This is a genomic window from Streptomyces sp. NPDC048191, assembly GCF_040652655.1.
In the GTDB taxonomy this organism is placed as follows: Bacteria; Actinomycetota; Actinomycetes; order Streptomycetales; family Streptomycetaceae; genus Streptomyces.
This window is the reverse complement of record NZ_JBEZMO010000018.1, coordinates 163,170-186,037: the sequence shown is the minus strand read 5'-3', so window position 1 is coordinate 186,037 and position 22,868 is coordinate 163,170. Positions and strand designations below refer to the sequence as shown.

General features: G+C 71.7%; 22 protein-coding genes. 13 read left to right on the top strand and 9 right to left on the bottom strand.

The genetic code is table 11. From position 1 onward, the window contains the following. Positions 1-44: 44 nt before the first annotated feature. The 6 genes from AB0D93_RS27480 to AB0D93_RS27455 form a co-directional block, all read right to left on the bottom strand. Positions 45-656, bottom strand: coding sequence for an NAD(P)H-dependent oxidoreductase (locus AB0D93_RS27480; protein ID WP_362124391.1), 612 nt, complete (start codon positions 654-656; stop codon positions 45-47). Between the two features lie 158 nt (positions 657-814). Continuing rightward, positions 815-1,468: a DsbA family protein gene (locus AB0D93_RS27475; RefSeq protein WP_362124388.1), complete on the bottom strand. Its 654-nt coding sequence runs from the start codon at positions 1,466-1,468 to the stop codon at positions 815-817. 404 nt (positions 1,469-1,872) lie between these two features. Continuing rightward, positions 1,873-2,286: a VOC family protein gene (locus AB0D93_RS27470; RefSeq protein WP_362124385.1), complete on the bottom strand. Its 414-nt coding sequence runs from the start codon at positions 2,284-2,286 to the stop codon at positions 1,873-1,875. Between the two features lie 251 nt (positions 2,287-2,537). Next, the gene (locus AB0D93_RS27465; protein ID WP_362124416.1) at positions 2,538-3,737 is read right to left on the bottom strand and encodes a YbfB/YjiJ family MFS transporter; all 1,200 of its coding nucleotides are present in this window, start codon (positions 3,735-3,737) and stop codon (positions 2,538-2,540) included. 133 nt (positions 3,738-3,870) lie between these two features. Beyond that, positions 3,871-4,134, bottom strand: coding sequence for a hypothetical protein (locus AB0D93_RS27460; RefSeq protein ID WP_362124382.1), 264 nt, complete (start codon positions 4,132-4,134; stop codon positions 3,871-3,873). Between the two features lie 409 nt (positions 4,135-4,543). Further along, positions 4,544-5,659, bottom strand: a complete 1,116-nt coding sequence (locus AB0D93_RS27455; protein WP_362124379.1) for an aldo/keto reductase — start codon at positions 5,657-5,659, stop codon at positions 4,544-4,546. A gap of 428 nt (positions 5,660-6,087) precedes the next feature. On the opposite strand from AB0D93_RS27455, the gene AB0D93_RS27450 reads away from it, so the two are divergent. The 4 genes from AB0D93_RS27450 to AB0D93_RS27435 all read left to right on the top strand — a co-directional run bounded on the left by AB0D93_RS27450 (position 6,088) and on the right by AB0D93_RS27435 (position 11,005). After that, the gene (locus AB0D93_RS27450; RefSeq protein ID WP_362124376.1) at positions 6,088-6,801 is read left to right on the top strand and encodes an SDR family oxidoreductase; all 714 of its coding nucleotides are present in this window, start codon (positions 6,088-6,090) and stop codon (positions 6,799-6,801) included. A gap of 79 nt (positions 6,802-6,880) precedes the next feature. Next, positions 6,881-7,504: a TetR/AcrR family transcriptional regulator gene (locus tag AB0D93_RS27445; RefSeq protein WP_362124373.1), complete on the top strand. Its 624-nt coding sequence runs from the start codon at positions 6,881-6,883 to the stop codon at positions 7,502-7,504. A gap of 279 nt (positions 7,505-7,783) precedes the next feature. Then, entirely contained in the window at positions 7,784-8,497 is a 714-nt protein-coding gene (locus AB0D93_RS27440; RefSeq protein WP_362124370.1) for an SDR family oxidoreductase, read from the top strand. A gap of 135 nt (positions 8,498-8,632) precedes the next feature. Beyond that, positions 8,633-11,005, top strand: a complete 2,373-nt coding sequence (locus AB0D93_RS27435; RefSeq protein ID WP_362124367.1) for a SpoIIE family protein phosphatase — start codon at positions 8,633-8,635, stop codon at positions 11,003-11,005. A gap of 167 nt (positions 11,006-11,172) precedes the next feature. On the opposite strand, the gene AB0D93_RS27430 is transcribed toward AB0D93_RS27435, so the two are convergent. Beyond that, positions 11,173-11,616 carry a VOC family protein gene (locus tag AB0D93_RS27430; protein ID WP_362124364.1) on the bottom strand — a complete coding sequence of 148 codons (444 nt, stop codon included), beginning with the start codon at positions 11,614-11,616 and terminating at the stop codon, positions 11,173-11,175. Positions 11,617-12,322: 706 nt separating this feature from the next. Here AB0D93_RS27430 and AB0D93_RS27425 point away from each other — a divergent pair. The 3 genes from AB0D93_RS27425 (at position 12,323) to AB0D93_RS27415 (ending at position 15,748) form a co-directional block, all read left to right on the top strand. Beyond that, positions 12,323-13,381 (top strand): alpha/beta hydrolase, encoded by a 1,059-nt coding sequence (locus tag AB0D93_RS27425; RefSeq protein WP_362124361.1) that lies wholly within the window; start codon positions 12,323-12,325, stop codon positions 13,379-13,381. A gap of 94 nt (positions 13,382-13,475) precedes the next feature. Then, a complete protein-coding gene (locus AB0D93_RS27420; protein WP_362124358.1) occupies positions 13,476-14,978 on the top strand; it encodes a glycosyltransferase family 39 protein in 1,503 nt (500 codons plus the stop codon). A 419-nt stretch (positions 14,979-15,397) separates the two neighbouring features. Further along, on the top strand, positions 15,398-15,748 hold the full coding sequence (locus tag AB0D93_RS27415) for a DUF3040 domain-containing protein (RefSeq protein WP_362124355.1): 351 nt from the start codon (positions 15,398-15,400) through the stop codon (positions 15,746-15,748). 60 nt (positions 15,749-15,808) lie between these two features. Here AB0D93_RS27415 and AB0D93_RS27410 read toward each other — a convergent pair whose 3' ends face one another. Next, positions 15,809-16,372, bottom strand: coding sequence for a hemerythrin domain-containing protein (locus tag AB0D93_RS27410; RefSeq protein WP_362124352.1), 564 nt, complete (start codon positions 16,370-16,372; stop codon positions 15,809-15,811). A gap of 308 nt (positions 16,373-16,680) precedes the next feature. On the opposite strand from AB0D93_RS27410, the gene AB0D93_RS27405 reads away from it, so the two are divergent. From AB0D93_RS27405 to AB0D93_RS27395, 3 genes are all read left to right on the top strand, one after another. Beyond that, the gene (locus tag AB0D93_RS27405) at positions 16,681-17,133 is read left to right on the top strand and encodes an STAS domain-containing protein (protein ID WP_362124349.1); all 453 of its coding nucleotides are present in this window, start codon (positions 16,681-16,683) and stop codon (positions 17,131-17,133) included. A gap of 121 nt (positions 17,134-17,254) precedes the next feature. Next, positions 17,255-18,781: an ANTAR domain-containing protein gene (locus AB0D93_RS27400; RefSeq protein ID WP_362124346.1), complete on the top strand. Its 1,527-nt coding sequence runs from the start codon at positions 17,255-17,257 to the stop codon at positions 18,779-18,781. 102 nt (positions 18,782-18,883) lie between these two features. After that, a complete protein-coding gene (locus AB0D93_RS27395; RefSeq protein ID WP_362124343.1) occupies positions 18,884-19,339 on the top strand; it encodes an RpiB/LacA/LacB family sugar-phosphate isomerase in 456 nt (151 codons plus the stop codon). A gap of 68 nt (positions 19,340-19,407) precedes the next feature. Here AB0D93_RS27395 and AB0D93_RS27390 read toward each other — a convergent pair whose 3' ends face one another. After that, positions 19,408-19,773, bottom strand: a complete 366-nt coding sequence (locus tag AB0D93_RS27390; protein WP_362124340.1) for a DUF6479 family protein — start codon at positions 19,771-19,773, stop codon at positions 19,408-19,410. Between the two features lie 165 nt (positions 19,774-19,938). Here AB0D93_RS27390 and AB0D93_RS27385 point away from each other — a divergent pair, with 165 nt between their 5' ends. The 3 genes from AB0D93_RS27385 (at position 19,939) to AB0D93_RS27375 (ending at position 22,857) form a co-directional block, all read left to right on the top strand. Next, positions 19,939-20,313 carry a ferredoxin gene (locus AB0D93_RS27385; RefSeq protein WP_362124337.1) on the top strand — a complete coding sequence of 125 codons (375 nt, stop codon included), beginning with the start codon at positions 19,939-19,941 and terminating at the stop codon, positions 20,311-20,313. Between the two features lie 513 nt (positions 20,314-20,826). After that, positions 20,827-22,005 carry an acyl-CoA dehydrogenase family protein gene (locus AB0D93_RS27380; RefSeq protein ID WP_362124334.1) on the top strand — a complete coding sequence of 393 codons (1,179 nt, stop codon included), beginning with the start codon at positions 20,827-20,829 and terminating at the stop codon, positions 22,003-22,005. Positions 22,006-22,014: 9 nt separating this feature from the next. Next, the gene (locus AB0D93_RS27375; protein WP_362124331.1) at positions 22,015-22,857 is read left to right on the top strand and encodes an oxygenase MpaB family protein; all 843 of its coding nucleotides are present in this window, start codon (positions 22,015-22,017) and stop codon (positions 22,855-22,857) included. Positions 22,858-22,868 lie beyond the last annotated feature (11 nt).

The following is a 22,868-nucleotide window of genomic DNA, read 5'->3' as shown; positions in this document are numbered from 1 at the left end:
GCCGCCGCGGGAGCGGCGGCGACAGGCCTGCGTCCAGCGGGCTGTCAGGCCGCGGCCCTGAGCGCAGCCGCCAGCCTGACGGCGCGCTCGGCCTGGATGCGGGCGGCGGCGCGGGTGGTGTCGTCGACGGGGTTGTTGCCCTGGGCGTCGACGTGAGAGGTGCCGTACGGATTGCCGTCGATGAACTTGGCGGGGTCCGTGAAGCCGGGGCTGACGGTGATGCCGCCGAAGTGGTGGATGGAGTTGTAGAGGGCGAGCAGCGTGGACTCCTGTCCCGCGTGGGCCGTGGCGCTGGAGACGAAGCCGCTGTAGACCTTGTCGGCGAGCTTGCCCTGGGCCCAGAGGCCGCCGAGGGTGTCGATGAACTGCTTGAGCTGGGAGGAGACGTTGCCGAAGCGAGTGGGGGTGCCGAAGAGGACGGCGTCGGCCCACTCGATGTCCTCGGGGGTGGCCTCGTGGATGTCCGCGGTGGCCGCGTGGTTGGCCGCCCAGGCGGGGTTCGAGTCGATGGCCGCTTGGGGAGCGAGTTCGGCGACCTTGAGCAGGCGTACCTCTGCGCCGGCCTTGACGCCGGCGTCGCGGAGCTCTCTGGCGATCTCGGCGATGGTGCCGGTGGACGAGTAGTAGACGACGGCGAGATTGACGGGGGTGGCCACGGAGGCTCTCCACTTCATGGGACTAGGGGCAACGGTCGTGAAGCCGACCGGTCACTTATATTAGTCGACCGGTCGTCTAGTGCAAGTGGCAGTTGGCGGGGACGGCCGTCAGGAGCCGACCGGAAGGTGCGCGGGCCGATCAGCCGTACGCGTGGGGCTCAGCTGAAATCGGGCCCGCTCGTGCGCGTCCGCTTGATCTCGTGGAAACCCGACGTGGAGGCAAGGGTGAGCACGCCGTCCCACAGCCGGGCGGCCTCCTCGCCCTTGGGGGCGGGCGTCACGACGGGGCCGAAGTAGGCGACGGGGCCGCCGCCCGCGTCCGGGCCGGGGACGGCGATGATCGGGCTGCCGACGTCCTGGCCGACCAGGGTGATTCCCCGGCCGTGGGACGCCCGCAGCTCCTCGTCGTAACGGTCCGTGTCGCCGGCGTCGGCCAGCTCCACGGGGAGTCCGGTCTCTCGCAGGGCGGCTTCCAGCGTGGCCCGGTCCTTGGGCTGCTGCTGCAGGTGGTAGCGGGTGCCGAGGGCGGTGTAGAGGGGTTCGAGCACCTCGGGCCCGTGGGTGAGGCCGGCCGCGGTCAGGACGCGTACCGGCGCCCACGCCTCGCCCATCAGTACGCGGATGCGCTCGGGCAGTTCGTCCAGCCGGTTCTCGTTCAGGACGGACAGGCTCATGACGTGCCAGGACACCTCGACGGGCCGGGTCCTCGCCACTTCCAGGATCCAGCGGGACGTCAGCCAGGTCCACGGGCACACGGGGTCGAACCAGAAGTCGACGGGGGTGACGGACACGGGGGAGGTCGGTTCGTGCATGGGAAACTCCAATTGCCGCTGCGATGTGTGTGGTTGGGGCCGGAGCCTGGCCGACGAGGTCGGTGCTCCGGCGGCGGTCGGCCGTTGCCGGGGAGTTCGGTGGAGGCCGACAGCGCGGGCCGTGCGGGCGGATTGCGGCCGGTTGCCGACGTCCCCGCTCGACACGGCGCACGGCGTCGCTGCCGGGCACGAGGCGCACGGACGGTTCGTCGCCGTCGAGCACCTGGAACAGGGCCGTCTTCGCGGCGTGTGCGCAATCGCCGCCTGTGGGTCGTCCTCTGCCCGCCGGGCGGCCCGTACCGTGCCGAACACGACGTCGTGGTCCGGTACGGCAGTGGTGGACGGTCTGCCGACCGCAGGCCGTGGGGCGTCGCTCTGCGCGGCCGCTGACGGATCCGGCCTGCTCAGTGCCCCGGCTTGCCGGCCCACAACTCCCAGGCGATGCCGTCCGGGTCGGCCACGGAGATGAATTCCGCGTAGCCGGCGTCCCGCACAGGCGAACGGGGCACCCCGAGACCGTCCAGGTGCCGGGCCCAGCTGCCCAGAGCGGCTTGGTCGGAGAGGCCGAGTGAGAAATGGTCGAGCCCGGTGCGGGACGGGTCGAACATGTCGCCGCTCCGTCGGAGGGGCTGGTGGACGGCCAGGACGAGCCCGCTGTCGGCGTGGTGCATGATCTGCCGGGGATGCCCGACGCCGACCGGCCCGGGCCTCACCTCGCCGACAGGCTCGAATCCGAGCGCCTGTCGGTACCAGTCGACGCCGGCAGCCATGTCGCGCACCACGATGGCGATGTGGGCGATCCCGGTGAACGTGCTCATGTCGCGTTGTCTTCCTGTCCTGTTGTCTCTCGCCGTCTTGATGTCTCTCGTCCACGGCCGCCGGTCACGAGGCGGTCCGAACAGGTCGGCGTACCGGTTCCGGCTCGGCCCGGACGAACCGACGGGAGCGGGGGCGAGGCGGCGCGGGTCCCACTCGGGCTAGCAGCGCTCTCAACTCGGCCGTCGGGCGCTCGTCGAGTTCCTCGACGAGGGTGACGATGTCCTCGCGCAGCGCCGGGGCGGCGCAGGGCTCACTGAGCCGGTGGAACCGCTCGTACTGCGGCCCTCCCGCAGGTCTGCGCATCGAGTGGGTGGCCGGAGGCGGGTTCGGAGTGCCGGACGGGGTGACCGGGCGGCGGCATGTGGTGGGGGAAGCCGATGCGGAGGACCAGTGCGGCGAGCGCCGCGGCCAGGACGACGACGGAGGCCAGGATCAGGGCCTGGTGGTAGCCGTGGTGGAGCAGGGGGGTCGCGACCAGTGGGCCGAGGATCTGGCCGACCGAGTATCCGGCGGTCAGCAGAGCCACGGCGCGTGGGAACCGCAGGTGCGCGCCGGTCGCGAGGGCCAGCGTGCTCACGCCTATGAAGGTCGCCCCGAAGAGCACCGCGGAGATCAGTGCGGCCGCGACCCCGCCGACCAGCGCCGGCAGGGCGATGCCCACGGCCTGCACGCCGAGCGCGGCGAGCAGGAGGCCGGGGCGGGACCATCGGCGGCCCAGCCAGGCCCACAGCGCGGAGGACGGAACGGCCGCCAGCCCGACCAGTACCCAGGCGCCGCTGCCGATCCAGCCGGGCGAGGTCTGCTCGATGGCCGCCACCAGGAAGGTGCCGGAGATGATGTAGCCGATGCCCTCCAGCGTGTACGACGCGAGCAGGGCGCCGAACCAGCGATGGGTACGCGGCCCGGATGTCCGTACGTGCGTCACCGACGCGGACGGGACCGGTCGCGGGGCGGGCTCGGGTCGCAGGCCCCAGGCGGCGAGGGTGAGTGCCGCGGCCAGGGCTGCCGAGGCCCACCACGCGGCCTGCCAGGTGCCGACCGTGCGCAGCATCAGGACGAGCAGGCCCGACAGGGCGATTCCGGCGCCGACTCCGCCGAACGCCCAGCCGGGCAGGTGGGCCGGGTGCGCGCGCAGATGGCTGAGCAGTGAACTGGCGGCGATGACGAAGATCAGCGCGCTGAGGACTCCCGCGCCCAGCCTGAGCAGCAACCACACGGTGGTGGAGTGGGTCAGCGGCATCGCGGCCAGGGAGGCGACCAGCGCCAGCAGGCTCCCGCGCAGCACGGCCGTGGAACGCACCAGCCGCGGCAGGAGGATTCCGGCGAGGGCCCCGACCAGGTAACCCACGTAGTTGGCGGTCGCCAGGTTCGCTCCCGCGCCGGCCGACAGTCCGGCCTGTGCGTGCATCAGCGGGAGGATCGGGGTGTAGACGAAGCGGCCCACTCCCATGCCGGTCGCCAGCGCGGCAGCGGCCTGGGCGACGTGGATCCAGGGTGAGGCGAGCGTGCCTCCCAGGGCGTAGGTGTCGTCTCGCGACGGTGTTGCGGTCATGCGAGCAAGTCCCTTGAGGGTGTTCGGCAGATCAATCGGAACGGCGGGGGCCGGTGGGGTCGCCCGGGGGCGGGACCGACGGGTTGCGGCGGTCATGTCGTGCTGCCGAGCCGCCCGGGCCGTGCTGAGCGGGTACGCCGGTGACCTCGACCGAGCCGCCGTCGGGTCGGTCGAGCGTGAGGTGGTACCAGGCGGGCAGCGCGATGATGTGCCGTCGGCTCGCCGGCCGGCCGCACGGGACCGACTGCGGCCTGCTGCCCGCAGCCTCGGAGCTGACGTGCTGTCCGTTTCCCATGGGCTCAGAGTGCGCCTGGCACCGGGGGAGACTCCAGGACCGGCTTCCTCGTTGCTGGGAGCCTCGGCCTCATAGCGGTTGGAGGACTCTCGGCGACGACATCAATTCCTTCTCCGTGATCGGGAGGTCGTCACCCGCAGGCGGGGGCGCCTCAGCGCGGCCCCGCTTTCCGGCTCGACCGACGGCCGTGGTCCCCACCGTCGATCGGGTGGGCGGTGACGAACAGGAACTCCGCGCGCACGACCACGAGTACGTCGGTGAGGACCGGGAGGGGGGAGCAGGACCGGGCAGCTCGAGCCGGGTCTGCGGGCCGTCGACGTGCGCGTCCCTGATGGCGACGCTCCGCTCGGTTTCGATCCCACCGGCTGCGGGTCACGCGGACGCACGCGCGGTTGGCGGCAGGAGGCGTTCAGTCCGGGAGGTCGTCCCCGCCTGCCCGAGCCCGACGACGTGAGGAGCCGCGAAGCAGCTCGAGTGACGGGACGTGTCTCGTGCGGGCCCTGGTGGCGGGACGGTCAGTACCGGGCGCCGACGGGCGCCGGGATGGCGTCGAGGTCGGCGAGGTCGGTCGCGGACAGCTTGACGTCCGAGCCGCCCGCGTTGTCGGCGAGGTATTGACGTCCGAGCCGCCCGCGTTGTCGGCGAGGTATTTGGGGGTCTTGGTGCCGGGGATGGGCACGACGTGTTGGCCCTGTGCGACGAGCCAGGCGAGGGCGACCTGCGCCGGGGTGGCGCCGACGCGGTCGGCGACTTCGCGCACCTTGGCCGCGATGTCGAGGTTGGCCCGGAGGTTGTCCTGCTGGAAGCGGGGCAGACGCCGCCGCTGGTCGTTCTGCGGCAGTTCGTCGAAGGAGCTGAAGCGGCCGAGGAGGAAGCCGCGGCCCAGCGGCGAGTACGGCAGCAGGCCGATGCCGTGTTCCTGGCAGTAGGGCAGGACCTCGGCCTGCACGTCACGGGTCCACAGGGAGAACTCGGACTGCACGGTGGTGACCGGGTGGATGGCCTGGGCGCGCTTGATCTGCTCCACGCCGACCTCGGACAGGCCGATGTGCCGGGCCTTGCCGGCGGCGACGGCCTCGGCCAGGACGCCCCAGGTCTCCTCGATCGGGACCTCGGGGTCGACGCGGTGGAGCTGGTACAGGTCGATGTGGTCGGTACCCAGGCGGCGCAGGCTGGCGTCGATGGCGGCACGGACATGTTCGGGCCGGCCGTTGGGCCTGACGAGCGGGGCACCGCCCGGGCCGCCGGTGGGGTCGATGCATTCCATCCCGGCCTTGGTGGCGATCACCGCGCGGTCACGGCGGTCGGCCAGGGCCCGGCCGACGAGTTCCTCGTTGGTGTAGGGGCCGTAGACGTCGGCGGTGTCGATCAACGTCATGCCCAGGTCGAGGGCCTCGTGAAGGACGGAGACGGAGGTGGCTTCGTCGCGTGCGGCGGCCATGTCGTAGGCGAAGCTCATCCCCATGGCGCCCAGGCCGATGACGCCGACCTGCGGTCCGTGGGTGCCGAGGGTGGTGGTGCGCATGCTGTGTGCCGCCTTCGTATCGGATCTCGGATCAAGGGGATGTCGCGATCGGCGTCGTACTTGGTCGACCGGTCGACTATTGGCAACGTAGGGGGCTGGGCCGGGGGAGTCAAAGGCCGAGCGGTCCTGAGCCGCGACCTGATTCCTCGCAGCTGAGAGATCCAGATTCCCAGTGCACGTCGGTGCGGCGGTGGCCCCGACGGCGTGGTGCCACAAAGTGGCCTCCCCACCGGCCCGCGGTGCCCAGCGGTCCTTTCATGACGAGTCTTCTCCGAGCTGGTAGGTGAGGCCTCCCACTGCAGGTGGGGGGCCTGTCCCCGGGGTGGGCCGCCGGAAGCGCTGCGGAACATTGCCGACCGGTCGACTAGTTCTCTAGGGCGACCGGCTGACAACGTCGGTTCGCACAATCACTCGCGAAGAAGGTCATCATGAGCATTCCTGGCAAGAAGGTCGCCGTCATCACCGGTGCGTCGCAGGGCATCGGCGCCGGTCTGGTGGACGCCTACCGCAAGCTCGGCTACGCCGTCGTCGCCACCTCCCGTGGTATTGCAGCCTCGGAGGAGCCGGACATCCTCACTGTTCAGGGTGACATCGCCGACCCTGCCACCGCCGAGCGCGTCATCGCCGCCGGGCTGGAGCGCTTCGGCCGCATCGACACCCTGGTCAACAACGCCGGCGTCTTCGTCGCCAAGCCGTTCACCGAGTACACGCAGGAGGACTACGACACGGTCACCGGCGTCAACCTGAGCGGGTTCTTCCGCATCACCCAGCTCGCCGTGGAGCAGATGCTCCGCCAAGGCGGCGGCCACGTCGTCCAGATCACCACCAGCCTGGTCGACCACGCCAGTTCCGCGGTCCCCTCAGTGCTGGCATCCCTGACCAAGGGCGGTCTGCAGTCCGCCACCAAGGCCCTCGCCATCGAGTACGCCACGCGAGGCGTCCGCAGCAACGCGGTGGCGCTCGGCGTCATCAAGACCCCCATGCACCCGGAGGCGTTCCACGAGACGCTCGCCGCCCTCCACCCGGTCGGGAGGATGGGCGAGATCGGCGACATCGTCGACGCGGTCGTCTACCTCGAGAACGCGTCCTTCGTCACCGGCGAGATCCTCCACGTCGACGGCGGCCAGAGCGCCGGCCACTGATCCGTCGCCCCCGGGCGCTGTGTCAGCCGCCCGGGGGCTGCGGTGCCCCGGCATAGACGACCGGTCGTACACTTGCGGCATGGGACGTACCAGTGATGCGCGGGAGAAGATCCTCACCGCCGCGCAGTCGCTCATCGAACTGCGTGGCTACTCGGCGTTGGGCGTGGCCGAGATCTGCAAGGCCGCCGGCGTGCCCAAGGGGAGCTTCTACTACTTCTTCGAGTCCAAGGAGGCCCTCGCCCTCGCCGTGCTCGACGAGCACTGGGAGGCCCAGCGTGGTGACTGGGCCCGGGCCCTGCGGGACGATGTGGAGCCGCTGTCGCGGCTGCGCCGGCTGTTCGAGGAGACCGCGGCGGGCCTGCGCGCGGGTCAGCAGAGCTGCGGGACCGTCTCCGGATGCATGTTCGGCAACCTCACTCTGGAGCTGAGCAACCAGACCGAGCCCATCCGTGAGCGCTTGCAGCAGATCTTCGACGCCCAGGTGGACATGGTCGAGAAGGTCGTCGCGGAAGCCCGGGAGCGCGGGGAGGTCGCCGTCGGCGACACCCGGGACGCCGCCCGGTCGGTCGTCGCCCAACTCGAGGGCCAGGTGCTGTTCGCCAAGCTCTACAACAACACCCAGTACCTCCAAGTCCTGTGGGAGAACTGCCTGTCGCTGCTGTCCGCGCGTCGGACGGACGCGACGGCCGTCAGCTCCTCCTGACCAGCCCTGACCCCGGGGTGCTCGGGTGCTCACCGGGCCCAGGGGTGGTGCGGAACGCGGACACTTCCTCTTCGGCCGGGTGGGCCTCCGGTGCCGCGAGCGCGTATCGCCCCTTCCTGGTGGGTGCGGCCGTCGGAGATCCGGTGGTTGCCTGTGCGGTGGCACGCATTGGCGATTTTCGGTCAGTATGTTCCTGTTCGTGTATTTCCGGCACGCCTTGACGGGGAGGGGCGCGGGTCGACGCCGGCGCGGTGGCGGGTCCCGACCGGAAGGACGATCATGAGCAATCCCAGTCGCAAGGTCGCCGTCGTCACCGGTGCGTCGCAGGGTATCGGCGCCGGTCTGGTGGACGCCTACCGCAAGCTCGGCTACGCCGTCGTCGCCACCTCCCGCGGCATCGCCCCTTCCTCGGATTCCGAGATCCTCACTGTTCAGGGTGACATCGCCGACCCTGCCACCGCCGAGCGCGTCATCGCCGCCGGGCTGGAGCGCTTCGGCCGCATCGACACCCTGGTCAACAACGCCGGCATCTTCGTCGGCAAGCCGTTCACCGAGTACACGCAGGAGGACTACGACACGGTCACCGGCGTCAACCTGAGCGGGTTCTTCCGCATCACCCAGCTCGCCGTGGAGCAGATGCTCCGCCAAGGTGGTGGCCACGTCGTCCAGATCACCACCAGCCTGGTCGACCACGCCAGTTCCGCGGTCCCCTCGGTGCTGGCGTCCCTGACCAAGGGTGGTCTGCAGTCCGCCACCAAGGCCCTGGCCATCGAATACGCCTCGCGAGGCGTCCGCAGCAACGCGGTGGCGCTCGGCGTCATCAAGACGCCGATGCACTCGGACGACTCTGATGAGACGCTCGCCGCCCTGCACCCGCTCGGGAGGGTGGGCGAGATCGGCGACATCGTCGACGCGGTCGTCTACCTCGAGAACGCGCCCTTCGTCACCGGCGAGATCCTCCACGTCGACGGCGGCCAGAGCGCCGGCCACTGAGCGAGCAGGGCGACCGTGACGGCCGCGTCCGTCAACGGCTCTTGATCCTCGGAAGGGGGCGAGGGCGGAGTGGCCAGCCATGAGATTCGCAAAACCAGCCAAAGCTGACACCTTCCGGCAAGCTGGTTGGCGGAGGTGGTCGCCGTGGCAAGCGATGCTCCGCTGATGGTCATGGATGGTGCGGGAGCCGTGGTGGAGTGGAGCCGCCAGGCGCAGGAGCTACTGGGTCATACCGCGGGCGAGGTAGTGGGACGACCCGTAACAAGCCTGGTCAGGCCCGTCCCCGCCGCTTCCGGCCACTCCTTGGGACGCGACCGGGTAGCGCTGTGTCATCGAAGTGGCCGTGCGGTCGCCGTCGATCTGCGGATGCGGCCACTGCTCCGCGAGGACGGCTCTGTCGCGTGGGCCGTGTTCCAGGCCGCAGCGGACGAGCACAAGGCGTCCTGGACGGGCGCGGCAGTGCTCGAAGCCCTCTTCGCGCAGGCACCCTTCGCCGTGTACGTCCTGGATCCGACGCTTCGGATCACCGCATGCAACGCAGCCGCGCAAGTGATGTGCCAAGCGGCCCCGGCGCAGATCGTCGGACGCCGCCTCGGCGATGTGTACGACTTCCCCGCCGCGGAGGACGTGCAGAGCATCCTGCGCGGCGTACTGGAGAGTGGCGCGTCGTCATCGGAGCATGCGGTGTGCTTCCACGCCAGGAACGCCCCGGAAACGGCGTGCACGGCCCGTGTCTCGGCCTTCCGGCTGGAGGACCGGCAGGGGGCGGTCCAGGGGGTCGCCGTGCTGCTGCTCGGTGCCACTCAACGTGAACAGGCGCGTGCCCGCTCGCGCATCGTCCATGCGGTGCGGGAGCGAGTGGGGCGGACCCTCGATCTGATCACCACCTGCCAGGACTTGGCGGAAGCGCTGGTGCCGGGCTTCGCCGACGTGGCGGTGGTGGAAGTCGTGGACGCTCTCGCGCGCGGTGAGGACCTGCCGCTCGGCCCCGTCGGGCGAGACGTTCCGCTACGTCGTGCTGCTTTCCGGTACAGCGGCGGCGAACAACAGGTGCAGGCCCACCCGATCGGCGACGTGCGCGGCCTGCCGTACTCGACCCCCTACGCACAGACCCTGACCGACCTCGAGCCCCACGTCGTCGCACTGGACGGCAAGCCGTCATGGCTGGCGGCCGATCCCGAACGCGCCCGAGCGATCCAGGCGTCGGGTGCCCGCACGCTCCTTGCCGCTCCCCTGACCTTGCGAGGCAGGGTGCTCGGGCTGCTGAGCCTGTACCGGACGAAGCGAGGCGACTGTTTCGGGGAGGAGGATGTCGCTCTGGCCATGGAAGCGGCGGCCCACACGGCCGTATGCCTCGACATTGCTCGACGGTTCGCCCGCGAGCACACCACTGCAGCGACCATTCAGCGGCATCTGCTGGCTCCGTGTCAGGCTTCGGGGACCGGCATCCAAACCGCCCACCTGCTCATGCCGGGAACTCAGGGAGCAGGAGGCTGCTTCGATGCCCTGTCCCTGCCCGGCGCCCGTACCGCGCTGGTGATCGGCGAAGTCGCCGGAGAGGGCATCCACGCCGCAGCCACCATGGGGCAAGTACGCACGGCCGTACAAACCCTGGTCGCCCTCGACCTGGAACCCGACGAGCTCCTGGCGCGCCTCAACGACACCGCGACACGCCTGGCCCGTGAGCGAGCCGCGCTGCCCGCCGACGACCCGCTACGCCGACAGCCGCTGACCGCCACCTGCGCGTACGCGGTCTACGACCCACTCGACAGGACCTGCAGCATCGCCCGGGCCGGCCACCCCCCGCCCGTCCTCGTCCACCCCGACGGCACCACCGAGCTCTTCGACCTGCCCGACGGGCCTGCGCTGGGCAGCGCCGACGGGGCGCCGTTCGCCAAGACGACCGTCTTCCTCACGGAGGGGAGTGTCCTCGCCTTCTACACCACCTCGCTCGTGTCGGCTCTCTCCTCCGACGGACCGGCCGACCTGGGCTCCCTCCACCGGCTGTTGGTACACGGCCCGCGGCCCCTGCAGGACATCTGCGACGACGCCGCCAACCGGCTGGGCGACAACGCCCCCACCGGAGACGCAGTCCTCCTCCTTGCCCGCACCAGCGGCTTTCCCGCAGACCAGGTCGCCACCTGGGACTTGGACAACCGGCCGGAAGCCGTGAGCCAGGCGCGGGCGCGCACGCGGCACCGGCTCGCCAGGTGGGGAGTCGACGACGAGACCGCGTATTCAACCGAATTGATCGTCAGCGAGTTGGTGACCAACGCGATCCGTCACGGTGCCCCACCCGTGCAACTGCGTCTGATCAAAGACCGCACCCTGACGTGCGAGGTCCACGACAGCAGCCCCTCCGCACCACATCTGCGCCACGCCCGAACGGTGGACGAGGGTGGCCGGGGCCTGTTCATCTCTGCGCAGCTCAGCGAGGACTGGGGCGTCCGCTACACCTCCGGCCCCGGCGGCAAGACCGTGTGGGCCGAACAGGCGCTCGCGGTCTAGTGAAGGGGATCCGGCCGACGACCGTACAGGGCTGCCATGTCTCATCCTTGGTGAAGTCGACGCGGGGCCCATGAGTTCGTCCTGCTGCGGCCGGTCGTGATCGGGGACGCGGCCGCGCGTCTGCCGGGGTATCTCTCCGTCAGCTGCCGGCCAGGGGCAAAGCGGCATCACCGGCCGGGGAGCCGCTCGGTGATTTCCTGCAGCACCCAGCCGTTGCCGTCCGGGTCCGTGAACGAGGCGAACGACGCGTAACTGCGCCGCTCGGGGTCCGGACCGGGCACCCGGTTCTCGTTGCCTGCATGGTGGAACACTCCGCCCGAGTCGTGGAAGGCCTCACTTGCCTCAACACCGTTGCGTGCCAGCTCCGCTCGCGCTGCCTCGATGTCCGAGACCACGAGATGGAGGCCCTCGGCGGATCCCGGCACGGCCGAGCTGACCCCGTTACCGAAGATCACCGAGCACGGGGACCCCGGCGGTGTCAGTTGCACCACCCGGAAGCCGTCATCGGCGACGAAGTCGGCATCCAGGCGCCAGCCCAGCGACTCGTAGAAGCCCTTCGACCGGTCGACGTCAGAGACCGGTAGCACTACGACTTCGAGTTTCATGTCCATGGTGGAGCCTTCCTGCCCTTCCGGCGGCTGTGCACACCGCCGGTCGCCACGCCTCCCGCGCTCTGGCACTCAAGAGGTGCAGGCGCGGAACACCTGACGAGGGCTGATTGGGCACCGGCAGCAGATTGGTTGTGGAAGCCCTGCCATGGGGGTGGGCTAGAGGCTGCGCGTGTTCGATCAGGTTCGAGGCAACCGTCGGCCGGTCGCCACCGGCGCGCCGGTCTTCGCACCAGGTCGGCGGCGGCGCGCCGAAGAGACCCCTCCACGGTACTGCTCCGCCACAGCCGCGCCACTCCTGCCTCGAAGCGCCCTCAGCCCTCAGCGCGCCCTCAGGCGCATCCGGCCTGGGGCCCGCGGTGGCCAGGGGCCGGAACGGCAGGTTGGCCCCATGACCAGACGTGCCACACGCGCCGCCGCCCGCGTGACCGCACGGGCCGCCGAGGCGGCCGTCCTGCTGCAGGACGGTCCCGGCCAGGGCCGGTGACCGGGGCTGGCAACGGATGCGAGCGACCGCCAAGTGCGGGACGGTGGATCCGGGGCGTCTCCAGGGCCGGGCACCGGCCCCTGACCTGTATCGACTGAGAGTCCGTGCCTCTCACACGCGAGGAAACCGGTCGTGGCGCCCGGCCCGGCCGACAGACGAACCTGACCACGACCGCGCTCCAGGGGGAGGGCACCCTCGACACGCCGATACAGGACGGTTCTCATGATCAATAGGCGGGCCTTCGGTAAAGCCGTCGGAGCAGGAGCCGCCGGCACAGCGGCCGCGTCGCTGGCGGGACGGCTCGGCTCGTCCTCCGCGTCCGCCTCGGTGGCCACTCCTCCCGGAGGGAACGCCTCGACGGCCGGCCCAGCGCAGGGGCGTACCTCGTTCACGTCGTTGAAGCAGGTCAGGGCCGGCGAGTTGAGCATCGGCTACGCCGAGACCGGCCCGGCCCACGGCCCGGTGGTCATCCTGCTGCACGGGTGGCCGTACGACATCCACAGCTATGTCGACGTCGCACCGCTGCTGGCCTCCGAGGGCTACCGCGTCATCGTCCCCTACCTGCGCGGCTACGGCACCACCACGTTCCTGTCCCGGGGGACCTTCCGCAACGGCCAGCAAGCCGTGGTCGCGCTGGACATCATCGCCCTGATGGACGCCCTCCGGATCGGGAAGGCGCTGCTCGGCGGCTTCGACTGGGGCGCGCGGACGGCCGACATCATCGCGGCACTGTGGCCGAAGCGCTGCAAGGCCCTGGTCTCGGTGACCGGCTACCTCATCACGAACCGGGAGAAGAACAAGCAGCCGCTGCCTCCTGCGGCCGAGTGGGCGTGGTGGTACCAGTACTACTTCGCCACCGAACGAGGCGAGTTGGGCCTGGCTGAGCACCGCCACGACTTCGCCGAACTGATCTGGCGCAACGTCTCCCCGACCTGGCACTTCGACGACGCCGCCTTCAACCGCACAGCTGCGGCCTTCAATAATCCGGACTACGTCAGCATCGTGATCCACAACTACCGCTGGCGGCTGGGCCTTGCGGCGGGCGACCCACGCTACGACGGCATCGAGGCCAAGCTCGCCACGGGCCCGGCCATCGGTGTGCCCACGATCACTGTCGACGGCGCGTCGGATCCGTTCACCCCGGCCGGCGACGGTGCCGCGTACCGCGCCAAGTTCACCGGTCCGTACGCCCACCGCACGCTCAAGCGCACAGGGCACAACGTGCCGCAAGAGGCTCCGGAGGCGTTCGCCCAGGCGGTCCTGGACGCCGACCGCCTCTGACGTCTGGAATTCCGAGGGCCGGCCTCGAAGCTCCGGCGGTTCCCTCGTCTTCCGGGACCTTCTCCGGCCCCGTCCGGACTGTCAGAATGCCGGCATGCACATTCGGGGGGATGCGCGGCCGTGCCTGCGGCGGTTCGCAGCCGGGCCGGTCGGGGGGATCGCGGCCGCGGCCGCGACACTGCTGATCGTCCTGTCGGGCCGCTACGGATTCCACCGCGACGAGCTGTACTTCCTGCTCGCCGGCCGGCACCCGGCCTGGGGCTACCCGGACCAGCCACCCCTCACCCCGCTGCTGGCCAGGCTCGGCGCGGAACTCTTCGGCCCCACCCCGACCGGCGTGCGGATCCTGCCCGCGCTGCTCACCGCGGTCACCATCACGCTCACCGCGCTGATCGCCCGTGAGCTGGGCGCCGGACCCAGCGGGCAGGTACTGGCGGCAGGATCCGCGGCCTGCTCGGGCTACACGCTCGGAATCGGCCACCTGCTCTCCACCGCGACCTTCGACCTGACGGTCTGGCTGGCGATCGTTCTGCTGGCGCTCCGGCTTCTGCGCACGGGTGAGTTCCGTTGGTGGCCATGGCTCGGAGCGTTGGTCGGGATCGCGCTGCTGAACAAGCTGCTGGTGCTGGGGCTGTTGCCGGCCCTGGCGCTGGGCGCGCTGACGGCCGGGCCGCGCGGCTTCTTCGTACCGCGTCCACGCGCGCTGCTGGGTCCGCTGACCGCCGTCCTCGCCGCGCTGCCCTTCGCGATCCCCACTCTGTGGTGGCAGGCGGTGCGCGGCTGGCCCGAGCTGACGGTGGCTCACGGAATCAGTGCCGATGCCGGAACCGGCGGGCGCCTGCTCGCCCTGCCGATGCAGTTGCTCCAGTACTCGCCGGTGCTGGCACCCCTGTGGCTGACCGGGCTGAGCCGGCTGGTGCGCCGGCCGGAGCTGCGCTGGGCCCGACCGATCGTGGTGGCCTGGGTGGTGCTGTGCCTGCTGGTGCTGGCCGGCGGCGGCAAGGGGTACTACCCGATTCCGCTGCTGTACGCGATCAGCGCCGCCGGGTCCGAGCCCTATGCCCACTGGATCCGCGAGCACCGCGCCAAGCTGGCAGGCGCACTGCTCGCGGCCCTGCTCACCAGCGCCCTGGCCGCCCTGCCGGTGCTGCCCGCATCGGCGCTGACCGTGCCCATGGCCGTTGACCCCGACCTCGGCGAGGAGGTCGGCTGGCCACAGCTCGCACGCGCCACCGCCACCGGCTGGGAGGCGATCCCCGCCGACCAGCGAGCCACCGCCGTGCTGCTGACCGCGAACTACGGCGAGGCCGGGGCCGTCGCACGGTACGGGCCCGCCCTCGGCCTGCCCGCACCGTACTCCGGCCACATGGGCCTGCACGCCTGGGGCCCACCACCGGCCACCGCCACCGGGCCGGTACTGCTCGTGCACCCGGCGGGCCACCCCGAGTTGGAGCGGCACTTCACCGGCTGCCACATGGTGGCGCGCGTCGACAACGGGCACGGCACCGCGAACCAGGAGCAGCACGCGGCCGTGGTGCTCTGCGCAGGCCCGGACCGGCCATGGTCCGTGCTCTGGCCGCTGCTGCGCCGATACTGAGTAGCCACGTTCCTCCGCACGGTCACCCGTACGTGGCTCAGTACTCCTTCACGTGCGCGGACGCCCACAGACTCACTCGATCACCGGGCCTTTGAAACGCCGCTGCGCTTCCGCGAGTTCCACCTCGGCGGCCGCTCTCCCGCCGGGCCGTCGCACCAGGTGCGGCCGGGAACATCACGTAACCCTCCCGGCTTGCGGCCGCACATCCGCATCGGTCTCTCGTCGTGAGCGTAGACACCTCACGATGCCAGGCGCCTGCGGCGCACACCCTAACGGTGCGTGGTGCTCCCTTTGCCGACGGTGCCCGGGGCGGCTCCGGCGGGCGGGTGTGGCTTCGCATCGGCCTCGCCGACCGGGGAACTCGGTGTCCCGGGACTCGGGGCGCATGGCCGTCGATCGGCGGAGGAGGTGCCGTTGCCGTGGACGACGGGGAGAAGTGGGAGATGCACGACGAGGTACGGCTGTCGCGCCGCGAACGTCTCCAGCTGCTGCAGATGGAGACCGAGCTGCGGCGGGACCGCCGTTTCGCGCGTCGCATGGGTGATGGGCACGGGGAGTTCTGGCTGCCGCTCGCGGTACTGCTGCTCGGGATCGCCTCCGCGTTCGCGGCCGTCATGGGTGTCCGCACCTCGGACCCCGCGCTGCTGTGGTGCTTCGCCCTCCTGTGGCCCCTGACCCTCATCCAGGCATTCCGCCTTCTGGGCCGGGCGGTCCGGCGCCGGGGCCGCTCCGGGGAGCGGATGCGGCCGTGGCGCCAGAGGACGAGGTGACCCGGACAGAACCGGACCCCGGCCCGGGTGGGCCGGGGTCCGCTGCTCAGTCGTGCGCTCTCAGCTCTGCTTCCCCCGCCCCGACAGCGCGTCGCGCATCCGGTCGACCAGACCCGCGCCCGGCGCCAGCAGCTTGTTGGCCGGGGGAGTGTCCGGGGCCGACGGGTGCGGCCGGGTGGGGGCCATCTTCTTCGCGCGGCGCACCTTGTCACCGAGATCCATCAGCATGTCGGCGGGACAGGCGGCCTCCAACCGCGGGAAGAGGTTCTGCTCCTCGTCGGTCACATGGGACCGGATCTCGGTCATCAGCTGCGCCATCAGCGTGTCGAACCGGGCGTCGTCCGCCCGGCAGCCCTCCAGATCCTTCATGATCTGCTCGGCCTTGGCGTGATCCTCGAGCTCCTTGTCCGCCAGGGCGTCCCCGCCCGTCAGGTGCTCGCGCACCGCCGGGTACAGATAGGACTCCTCCGCGACCGAGTGCCGTACCAGCTCGATGGTGGCCTGGTCGGCGAGGTTCTTGCGGTTCTCGGAGCCGGGCGGCAGCGCCTCGATACGGCCGAAGATCTCCTCGACCTCACGGTGATCGGTCGTCAGCTCCTGAATGACGTTTCCGCCGTGACCCATGTCGTCACCTCCTGCGAGACATCGCGGCGGCCCATGAACGGCCTGCCGTCGCCGCGTCGAGTGCCCCGAGCGCGGCGCGCTACACGGCGGCCCGCCCCGCCGGGCGAGCCCCCGCATGCCGGGCCGCCGGCATCCGGCCCGCTCGCGGAGCGCCGAAGCTCACTCGCCCGGCCGCGTGTCGGCCGAACCCACCGAGGTGCGACACGCCCGGGCAGAATCGTTGCATCGGGCGCGGGGCCGGAGGCACAGTGAACTCCCGGTCAAGACGCGGCCGGCTGATCCTTCCCCGCTCAGGAAGTCCGATCCTCATGGAAAACGATCAGCTGTCCCGCGCCCGGGTCCGCCCCGGCAGTCCGACCCCGCTGCTCCTGCAGATCGTGCGCGAGCACCGGCCCGAGGCAGGGGCGGTCAGCGTCCTGAAGGCCCGGGGTACGGTCGACGGCTCCAACGCCCTGGAGTTCTCGGAGGCACTCGCCGAGCACATCGCCGGGGCCGAGGGCGCCGGCGAGCACCCCGTGCTGGACATGACCGAGGTGTACCTCGCCTGCGCGGCCGCGGTGCGCTCCGTGGACCGGGCGACCGGGGCCCTCGCCTTCTCCGGCCGCGCCCTGCCCGTCGTACAGCCCCGGCCGCATGTGCGGGAGGCGCTGCGTGCGGCAGGGCTGCCGGGCGTCCGGGTGTACGCCACCATGGCGTCCGCCCTCGTCTCCCTGGAGCCCCGGAGACGGGTGAGCCCGCGGCCCGGCGGCCGCGGTTGGTGAGCCGGCCGGCCCGCCCCGCCCGGCGCGGTGGATGGCGCGGTCGGGGGTCGGGCCCCTACCGTGCACCGTGGTCAGGAAGAGGCCGCCCGAGTCCGTCGCGACGTCCTGTCCGGGTGATGCCATGAACCCCTCCTCCGACCCGCCCGCCGCCGCGGCCCCGGTCGTCATCGAGTCGTCCGTCGTCGAGGGGCTACCCGCCGAGGGAGCGCTGTTGCTGCGCATCTCCGGCAGCCTCGACGCCGCCGGGGCCCAGGCCTGGTCGGCGGAACTGCGCGGCCACCTCGAACAGGCGGACCGGGCGGGTCTGCGCCCCGTTCTCGACATGGCCCATGTGCAGCTCGGCGGCGCCGCGGTGCTGCACACGCTCAGCGAGACCAGCCGGTCGCGCGCCGGACGCCCGGACCTGATCATCGTCCGGGCCCGGCCCGGAGTGCGCGAGGCGGTGCACCTCGCCCGCCTGGACGGGGTCCGGCTCTACGCCACCCTCGACGAGGCGCTGCGGGAGCTGGCCCGCGCCGCCTCCCGCGTCGAGGATCTGCCCGCGTGGCGGTCGCAGATGGCGGATCCGCTGCGGCCCAGTTACGAGGATCTGCGCAAGGAGGTCCGCGCGCTGCGCGCCCGGGTGCGCACCGCCCCCGTCATCGGCATGGCGCAGGGCGTGCTCATGGTCCGCTACGGCCTGCCGGACTCCGGCAGCGCCTTCCGGGTGCTGCGCGAGGTGTCGCAGCGCTTCAACGTGCCGTTGCGGGTCCTGGTCTCCGCCGTGGTGGCGGCCAGGCCCCCGGACGGCGAGGTGTGGTTCCCGGGCCGGCGTCCCCTGCCGCTGCCCCAGTTGCGGATCCTGGCCCGCGAGGGGCGCGACCCCCGCTACCGGCGGCAGATGATCGACGCCGTGCTGCACGAGGCGCTGGCCATCGCGCGGGCGGAGGCCGGGTACGTGCTGTTCGTCGACCCGGCCATGAACGCCCTGGTGCCGGAGACCCACTACGGCTGTGCGGACGTGCTGGTCGACCATCTCGTGCGCGGCCGCGACGAGGGCACGGCCGAGGCGGTGGCCCGGTTGCGCGGACGCCCGGTCAGCCTGCCCGACGTGGCCACCGACGCGCTGCTCTCCGAGGACTCCCGGCGCGTCCTGCTCATCACGGGCACCCGCGCCCTGCAGAGCGTCCCGGTGCTGTCCTCGGCCGGCTCCTGCACCGGCGTGATCACCCTGCACTGGCCCGACGCCGGGCACCGGCCCACGGCCGGCGAGGCCGAGGCCCTCGGTCTGCTGGCCTCCGACACGGCGGCCTGGCTGAGCTGGTACCACCGCTCGGTACTCCTCGACGCCCTCGAACACGTGCACCGGACGCTGACCGGCGCCGCGCCGCCGCCCGAGGACGGGGTGGGAGATCCGCGCCGCCCTGGGAACCCGGACCTCGCACGCACCATCCACTCGGAGGGAGTCCGGCGCATGTCCAATCCGCAGCAGCCCGAACAGCGGCGCAGTGACAAGGGAGGCGCCACCCCGCAGGACAGCGGCGAGCTCAAGGCCCGCCAGGCGGCCGCCCGCGACGACGGCGCCCGCCCGCACGGCTCGGACAAGGGGGAGAAGGGCGGCGGCGAGGGCGGCGGAGTGCCCCCGGCCCAGCGCCCCGAGCATCCCTGACCGGCCCTAAGCGGTTCCCCGCGCCCGAAGGGGCGCGGGGAACGGCGTGCCGGGGTGCTCCGCCCGCGGCCTCCGCGCTGCGCAGGCACTACGCTCCCCCGTATGCGGATCTCCGTCTCCTCCGACATGGACGAACCCGTGGCCCGCCTCCTCCTCGCCGAGTTGCCGCGCCGCGGTCACGAGGTGCGGGCGCACGGGGCCCTGCGGCCCGGCGCCGACGCGCAGTGGGCGGCCTGCTCCGAGGCGGCCGCCCGGGACGTGGCCGAGGGTGCCGCGGATCAGGCGGTGGTGTGCTGCTGGACCGGTACGGGCGCCTCCATCGCGGCGAACAAGGTGCCCGGCGTACGCGCGGCGCTGTGCACGGACGCCGTCACGGCGGACGGGGCGCGCCGCTGGAACGACGCGAACGTCCTCGCCCTGAGCCTGCGCCTGACCTCCGAACCGCTGCTGAAGGAGATCCTCGACGCCTGGTTCGCCGCCGAACCCAGCCAGGACCCCGAGGACCGGCGGAACGTGGCCCGCGTCGACGGCCTGGACGCCGCCCGGACGGATTCCTAGAGGCGTACGGCGGCCCGGCGCGGGCCGGGACGGACCGACGGAACGAGGAGTCCCGGTGGTTTCCGGATTCAGTGGGCGCCGAGTCCGCCACCGCCGAAGGAGCCACTGGAACCCCGGCTCCAGCGCGGGCGGTCCTTCGAGGCGCTCGGCTTGGAGTCCTGGTTCCTCAGCTCGTACGGGGTGAGCGGCCGGCCGCCCTCGGGTGTCTGGGGGACCTCCTCGAAATCCCTGTTCTCCCGCACCTCGCGCACCGGGCCCTCGGGCGGCAGCTTGGGCTGTTCGTCGGGCCGCGGCCGGGGGGACTCGCGGTACCGGACGCGGGAGGTCATCCAGAAGCCGCCGGCGAGCAGTGCCAGGACGCCCATGGCCACAATGAACAGGACAAGGCTCATCAGGCCGCTCGCTGCGGCCAGCTGCATCGATGCGGTATTCATAGGACAGGAATACCCGCCCCAGAACCGGACGAACCGGACACTATGTGTGACGGGTGGGGACGTACGGCGACCTCCCCCGCCGGACGGGCGCGTCCCGTCCGGCCCGGCGCGTCAGTGGCGCCCGCCCCCTGGTTTGCGGCCCCGCGCCCCGGCTACCCGCACGGGGTGACCACAACGCCGACTTCGCAGCAGCTCTACCGGTTCCTGGAGGACCGCTTCGCGTGTGCCCAGGCGTGCACCGAGTGCGCCCGGGCCTGTGCGGTGCGCGCGAGTCTGACCGACCCGGACGGCAGCGAGTGTCACGACCGGGTGCGCAGGCTGGGGATCATGTGCGCGGAGGTGTGCGACGCCACGTGCCGTGTGCTGGGCGAGGAGTGCCGGCAGGACGAGGGGGAGATCCGGGTGCGGCTGGAGTGGTGCCGCTCGGTCTGCCTGGAGTGCGCCCGCGCCTTCGACGCCCAGCCCGGCGCAGAGTCGGCAGCGGCCACCTGCCGCTCGTGCGCCGACGCCTGCTCCGAGTTCCTGCAGACTCTCGCCTGACCTTGCCCGGAACCCACACCTGAGCCTCCGGCCGCACGGTCCGTCCCCGCGCCTGCTGCCACCCGGGGCCATCTGCCGCGCCGGCGCTCCCGCCCGCACCGGGGCCGGGACCTCCTTCCCCCGCGGGTCGGGGCCTGCTGCCGTCCCCGCGCCTCCCGCCCGACCGAGGGTCGGACCTGAGCCCTCTGCCGCTCCGCTTCGCCCGTTCCCGCGCTCCTGCTTCTCTCGTCGCTCCTGCGTCTCGCGTCGCTTCCACGCCTCCCGCCCGTGGGCGTCCCGCCCACGCTTGAGCCTCGCGCCTGTACTTGAGTCTCCGGTCCGCACTTGAGCCTCCAGCGCCCGCGCCTGGCGGTGTCCGCTGTTCTCGCGCCTGGCGGTGCCCGCCGCGCCCGCGCCTGGCGGTGCCCGCTGCTCGCTCCCGTCGAATTCCCCCGTGGCGTGTCATTCCCTATTTCTGGAACACGTTCTACGGTGTGCGCCGTCAGGACCGCCCGTGGGGAGCCTGGAGGCGCCGTGCATCTCGACCACACGCCCGAGCAGCAGCGACTGCGCGCCAAACTGCGCGCCTACTTCGCACAGCTGGTCCCGGACCATGCCTACGCCCGGTACGCCGACCCCGCCGCACAGAAGCGGTTCTACCGCGAAACCATCCGCCGTCTCGGCGCGGACGGCTGGCTCGGCGTCGGCTGGCCCGAGGAGTACGGCGGACGCGGCATGACGGCGATGGAGCAGTTCATCTTCTTCGACGAGGCCGCGCAGGCCGGCGTGCCGCTGCCGCTGATGGCGCTGAACACGGTCGGCCCCACTCTCATGCGCTACGGCACCGAGGAGCAGAAGGCGTACTTCCTGCCGCGCGTCCTGTCCGGCGAGATCGACTTCGCCATCGGATACAGCGAACCGGACGCCGGCACCGACCTGGCGTCGCTGAAGACCCGGGCCGTACGGGACGGGGACCAGTACGTCGTCAACGGGCAGAAGATCTGGACAACCAACGGTGACACCGCCGACTGGGTCTGGCTGGCCACCCGCACCGATCCCGCCGCCCCGCCGCACAAGGGCATCACCATGCTGCTGGTGCCGACCTCCGACCCCGGCTACTCCTGCACGCTCATCAACACCCTCGCCTCCCACGACACCACCGCCAGCTACTACGAGAACATCCGCGTCCCGGTCTCCCGGCGCGTCGGCGAGGAGAACCAGGGCTGGCAGCTGATCACCAACCAGCTCAACCACGAACGCGTCACCCTCGCCGCGCACGGCACCATGGCCATCCGCGCCCTGTACGACGTGCAGCGCTGGGCCATGGAGACCAAGCTCGCCGACGGCCGCAGGGTCGCCGACCTGCCCTGGGTGCGCCGGCTGCTGGCCCGTACCCACACCCGGCTCGACGCGATGAAGCTGCTCAACTGGCAGATGGTCGGCGCCGTCGAGGACGGCACGCTCACCCCGCAGGACGCCTCCGCCGTCAAGGTCTACGGCTCCGAGGCCCGCCGGGACGCCTATGCCTGGCTCATGGAGATCGTCGGGGCCGCCGGACCGCTGAAGGAGGGCTCGGCGGGTGCCGTCCTGCACGGCGAGCTGGAGCGCGGCTACCGTTCGGCCGTCATCTTCACCTTCGGCGGCGGCAACAACGAGATCCAGCGCGAGATCATCTCCTGGATCGGTCTGGGGATGCCCAGGGTGCGGCGCTAGCCTGCGGGCATGGGCGACCCCGGGCTGTTCACGCCGAACTCCGTGACCTGGCAGATGCACGGCGACCCCATGATGTGGGTCGCCGGTGTCCGCGCGCTGTACCTCCAGGCCCTGCACCCGCGGGCGGTCCGCGGCGTCATACAGAACTCGGACTTCCGGCGCGACGCGTGGGGCCGGCTGATGCGCACCGCGAACTTCGTCGGTACGACGACCTACGGCACGACCGACGCTGCCGAGCGCGCCGGCGCCCGCGTACGGAAGATCCACAGCATGCTGACGGCGACCGACCCGGACACCGGCGAGCAGTACGGCATCGACGAACCCGGGCTGCTGCTGTGGGTGCACTGCGCGGAGATCGACTCGTATCTGCACGTGCTGCGCCGCTCCGGATTCCCGCTCACCGACGCGCAGGCCGACCGGTACATAGCCGAACACCGGGTCAGCGCACGTCTGGTGGGCCTCGATCCGGTGGCCGTCCCCGCGAGCCGGGCCGAACTCGCCGCGTACTTCGGCGAGGTGCGGCCGGAGCTGGCCGTGGGGCCCGACGCGCGCGAGGTGGACGACTTCCTGCTCCGCCCGCCGACGCATCCCCTTCTCGTACCGGCGCGCGAGGTGCTGTGGCGGCGCGTGGCGGAGCTTGCGTACGCCGCTCTGCCGCCGTACGCCCACGAGTTGTACGGCAGACCGGCCCCCGCACCCGCGGTCGTCACCCGCCGCTTGCGGCTCACGGGCGCGGTACTGCGGCGCGTTCCCCCACGTGTGCGCTGGCAGCTGCCGCCCAAACACATCCTGCGGGCCATGGCGAGGCTCGGCCCGCAAGCGCGTCCGGCACCATACAAAGTGGGGCGATAGACCGCCATACT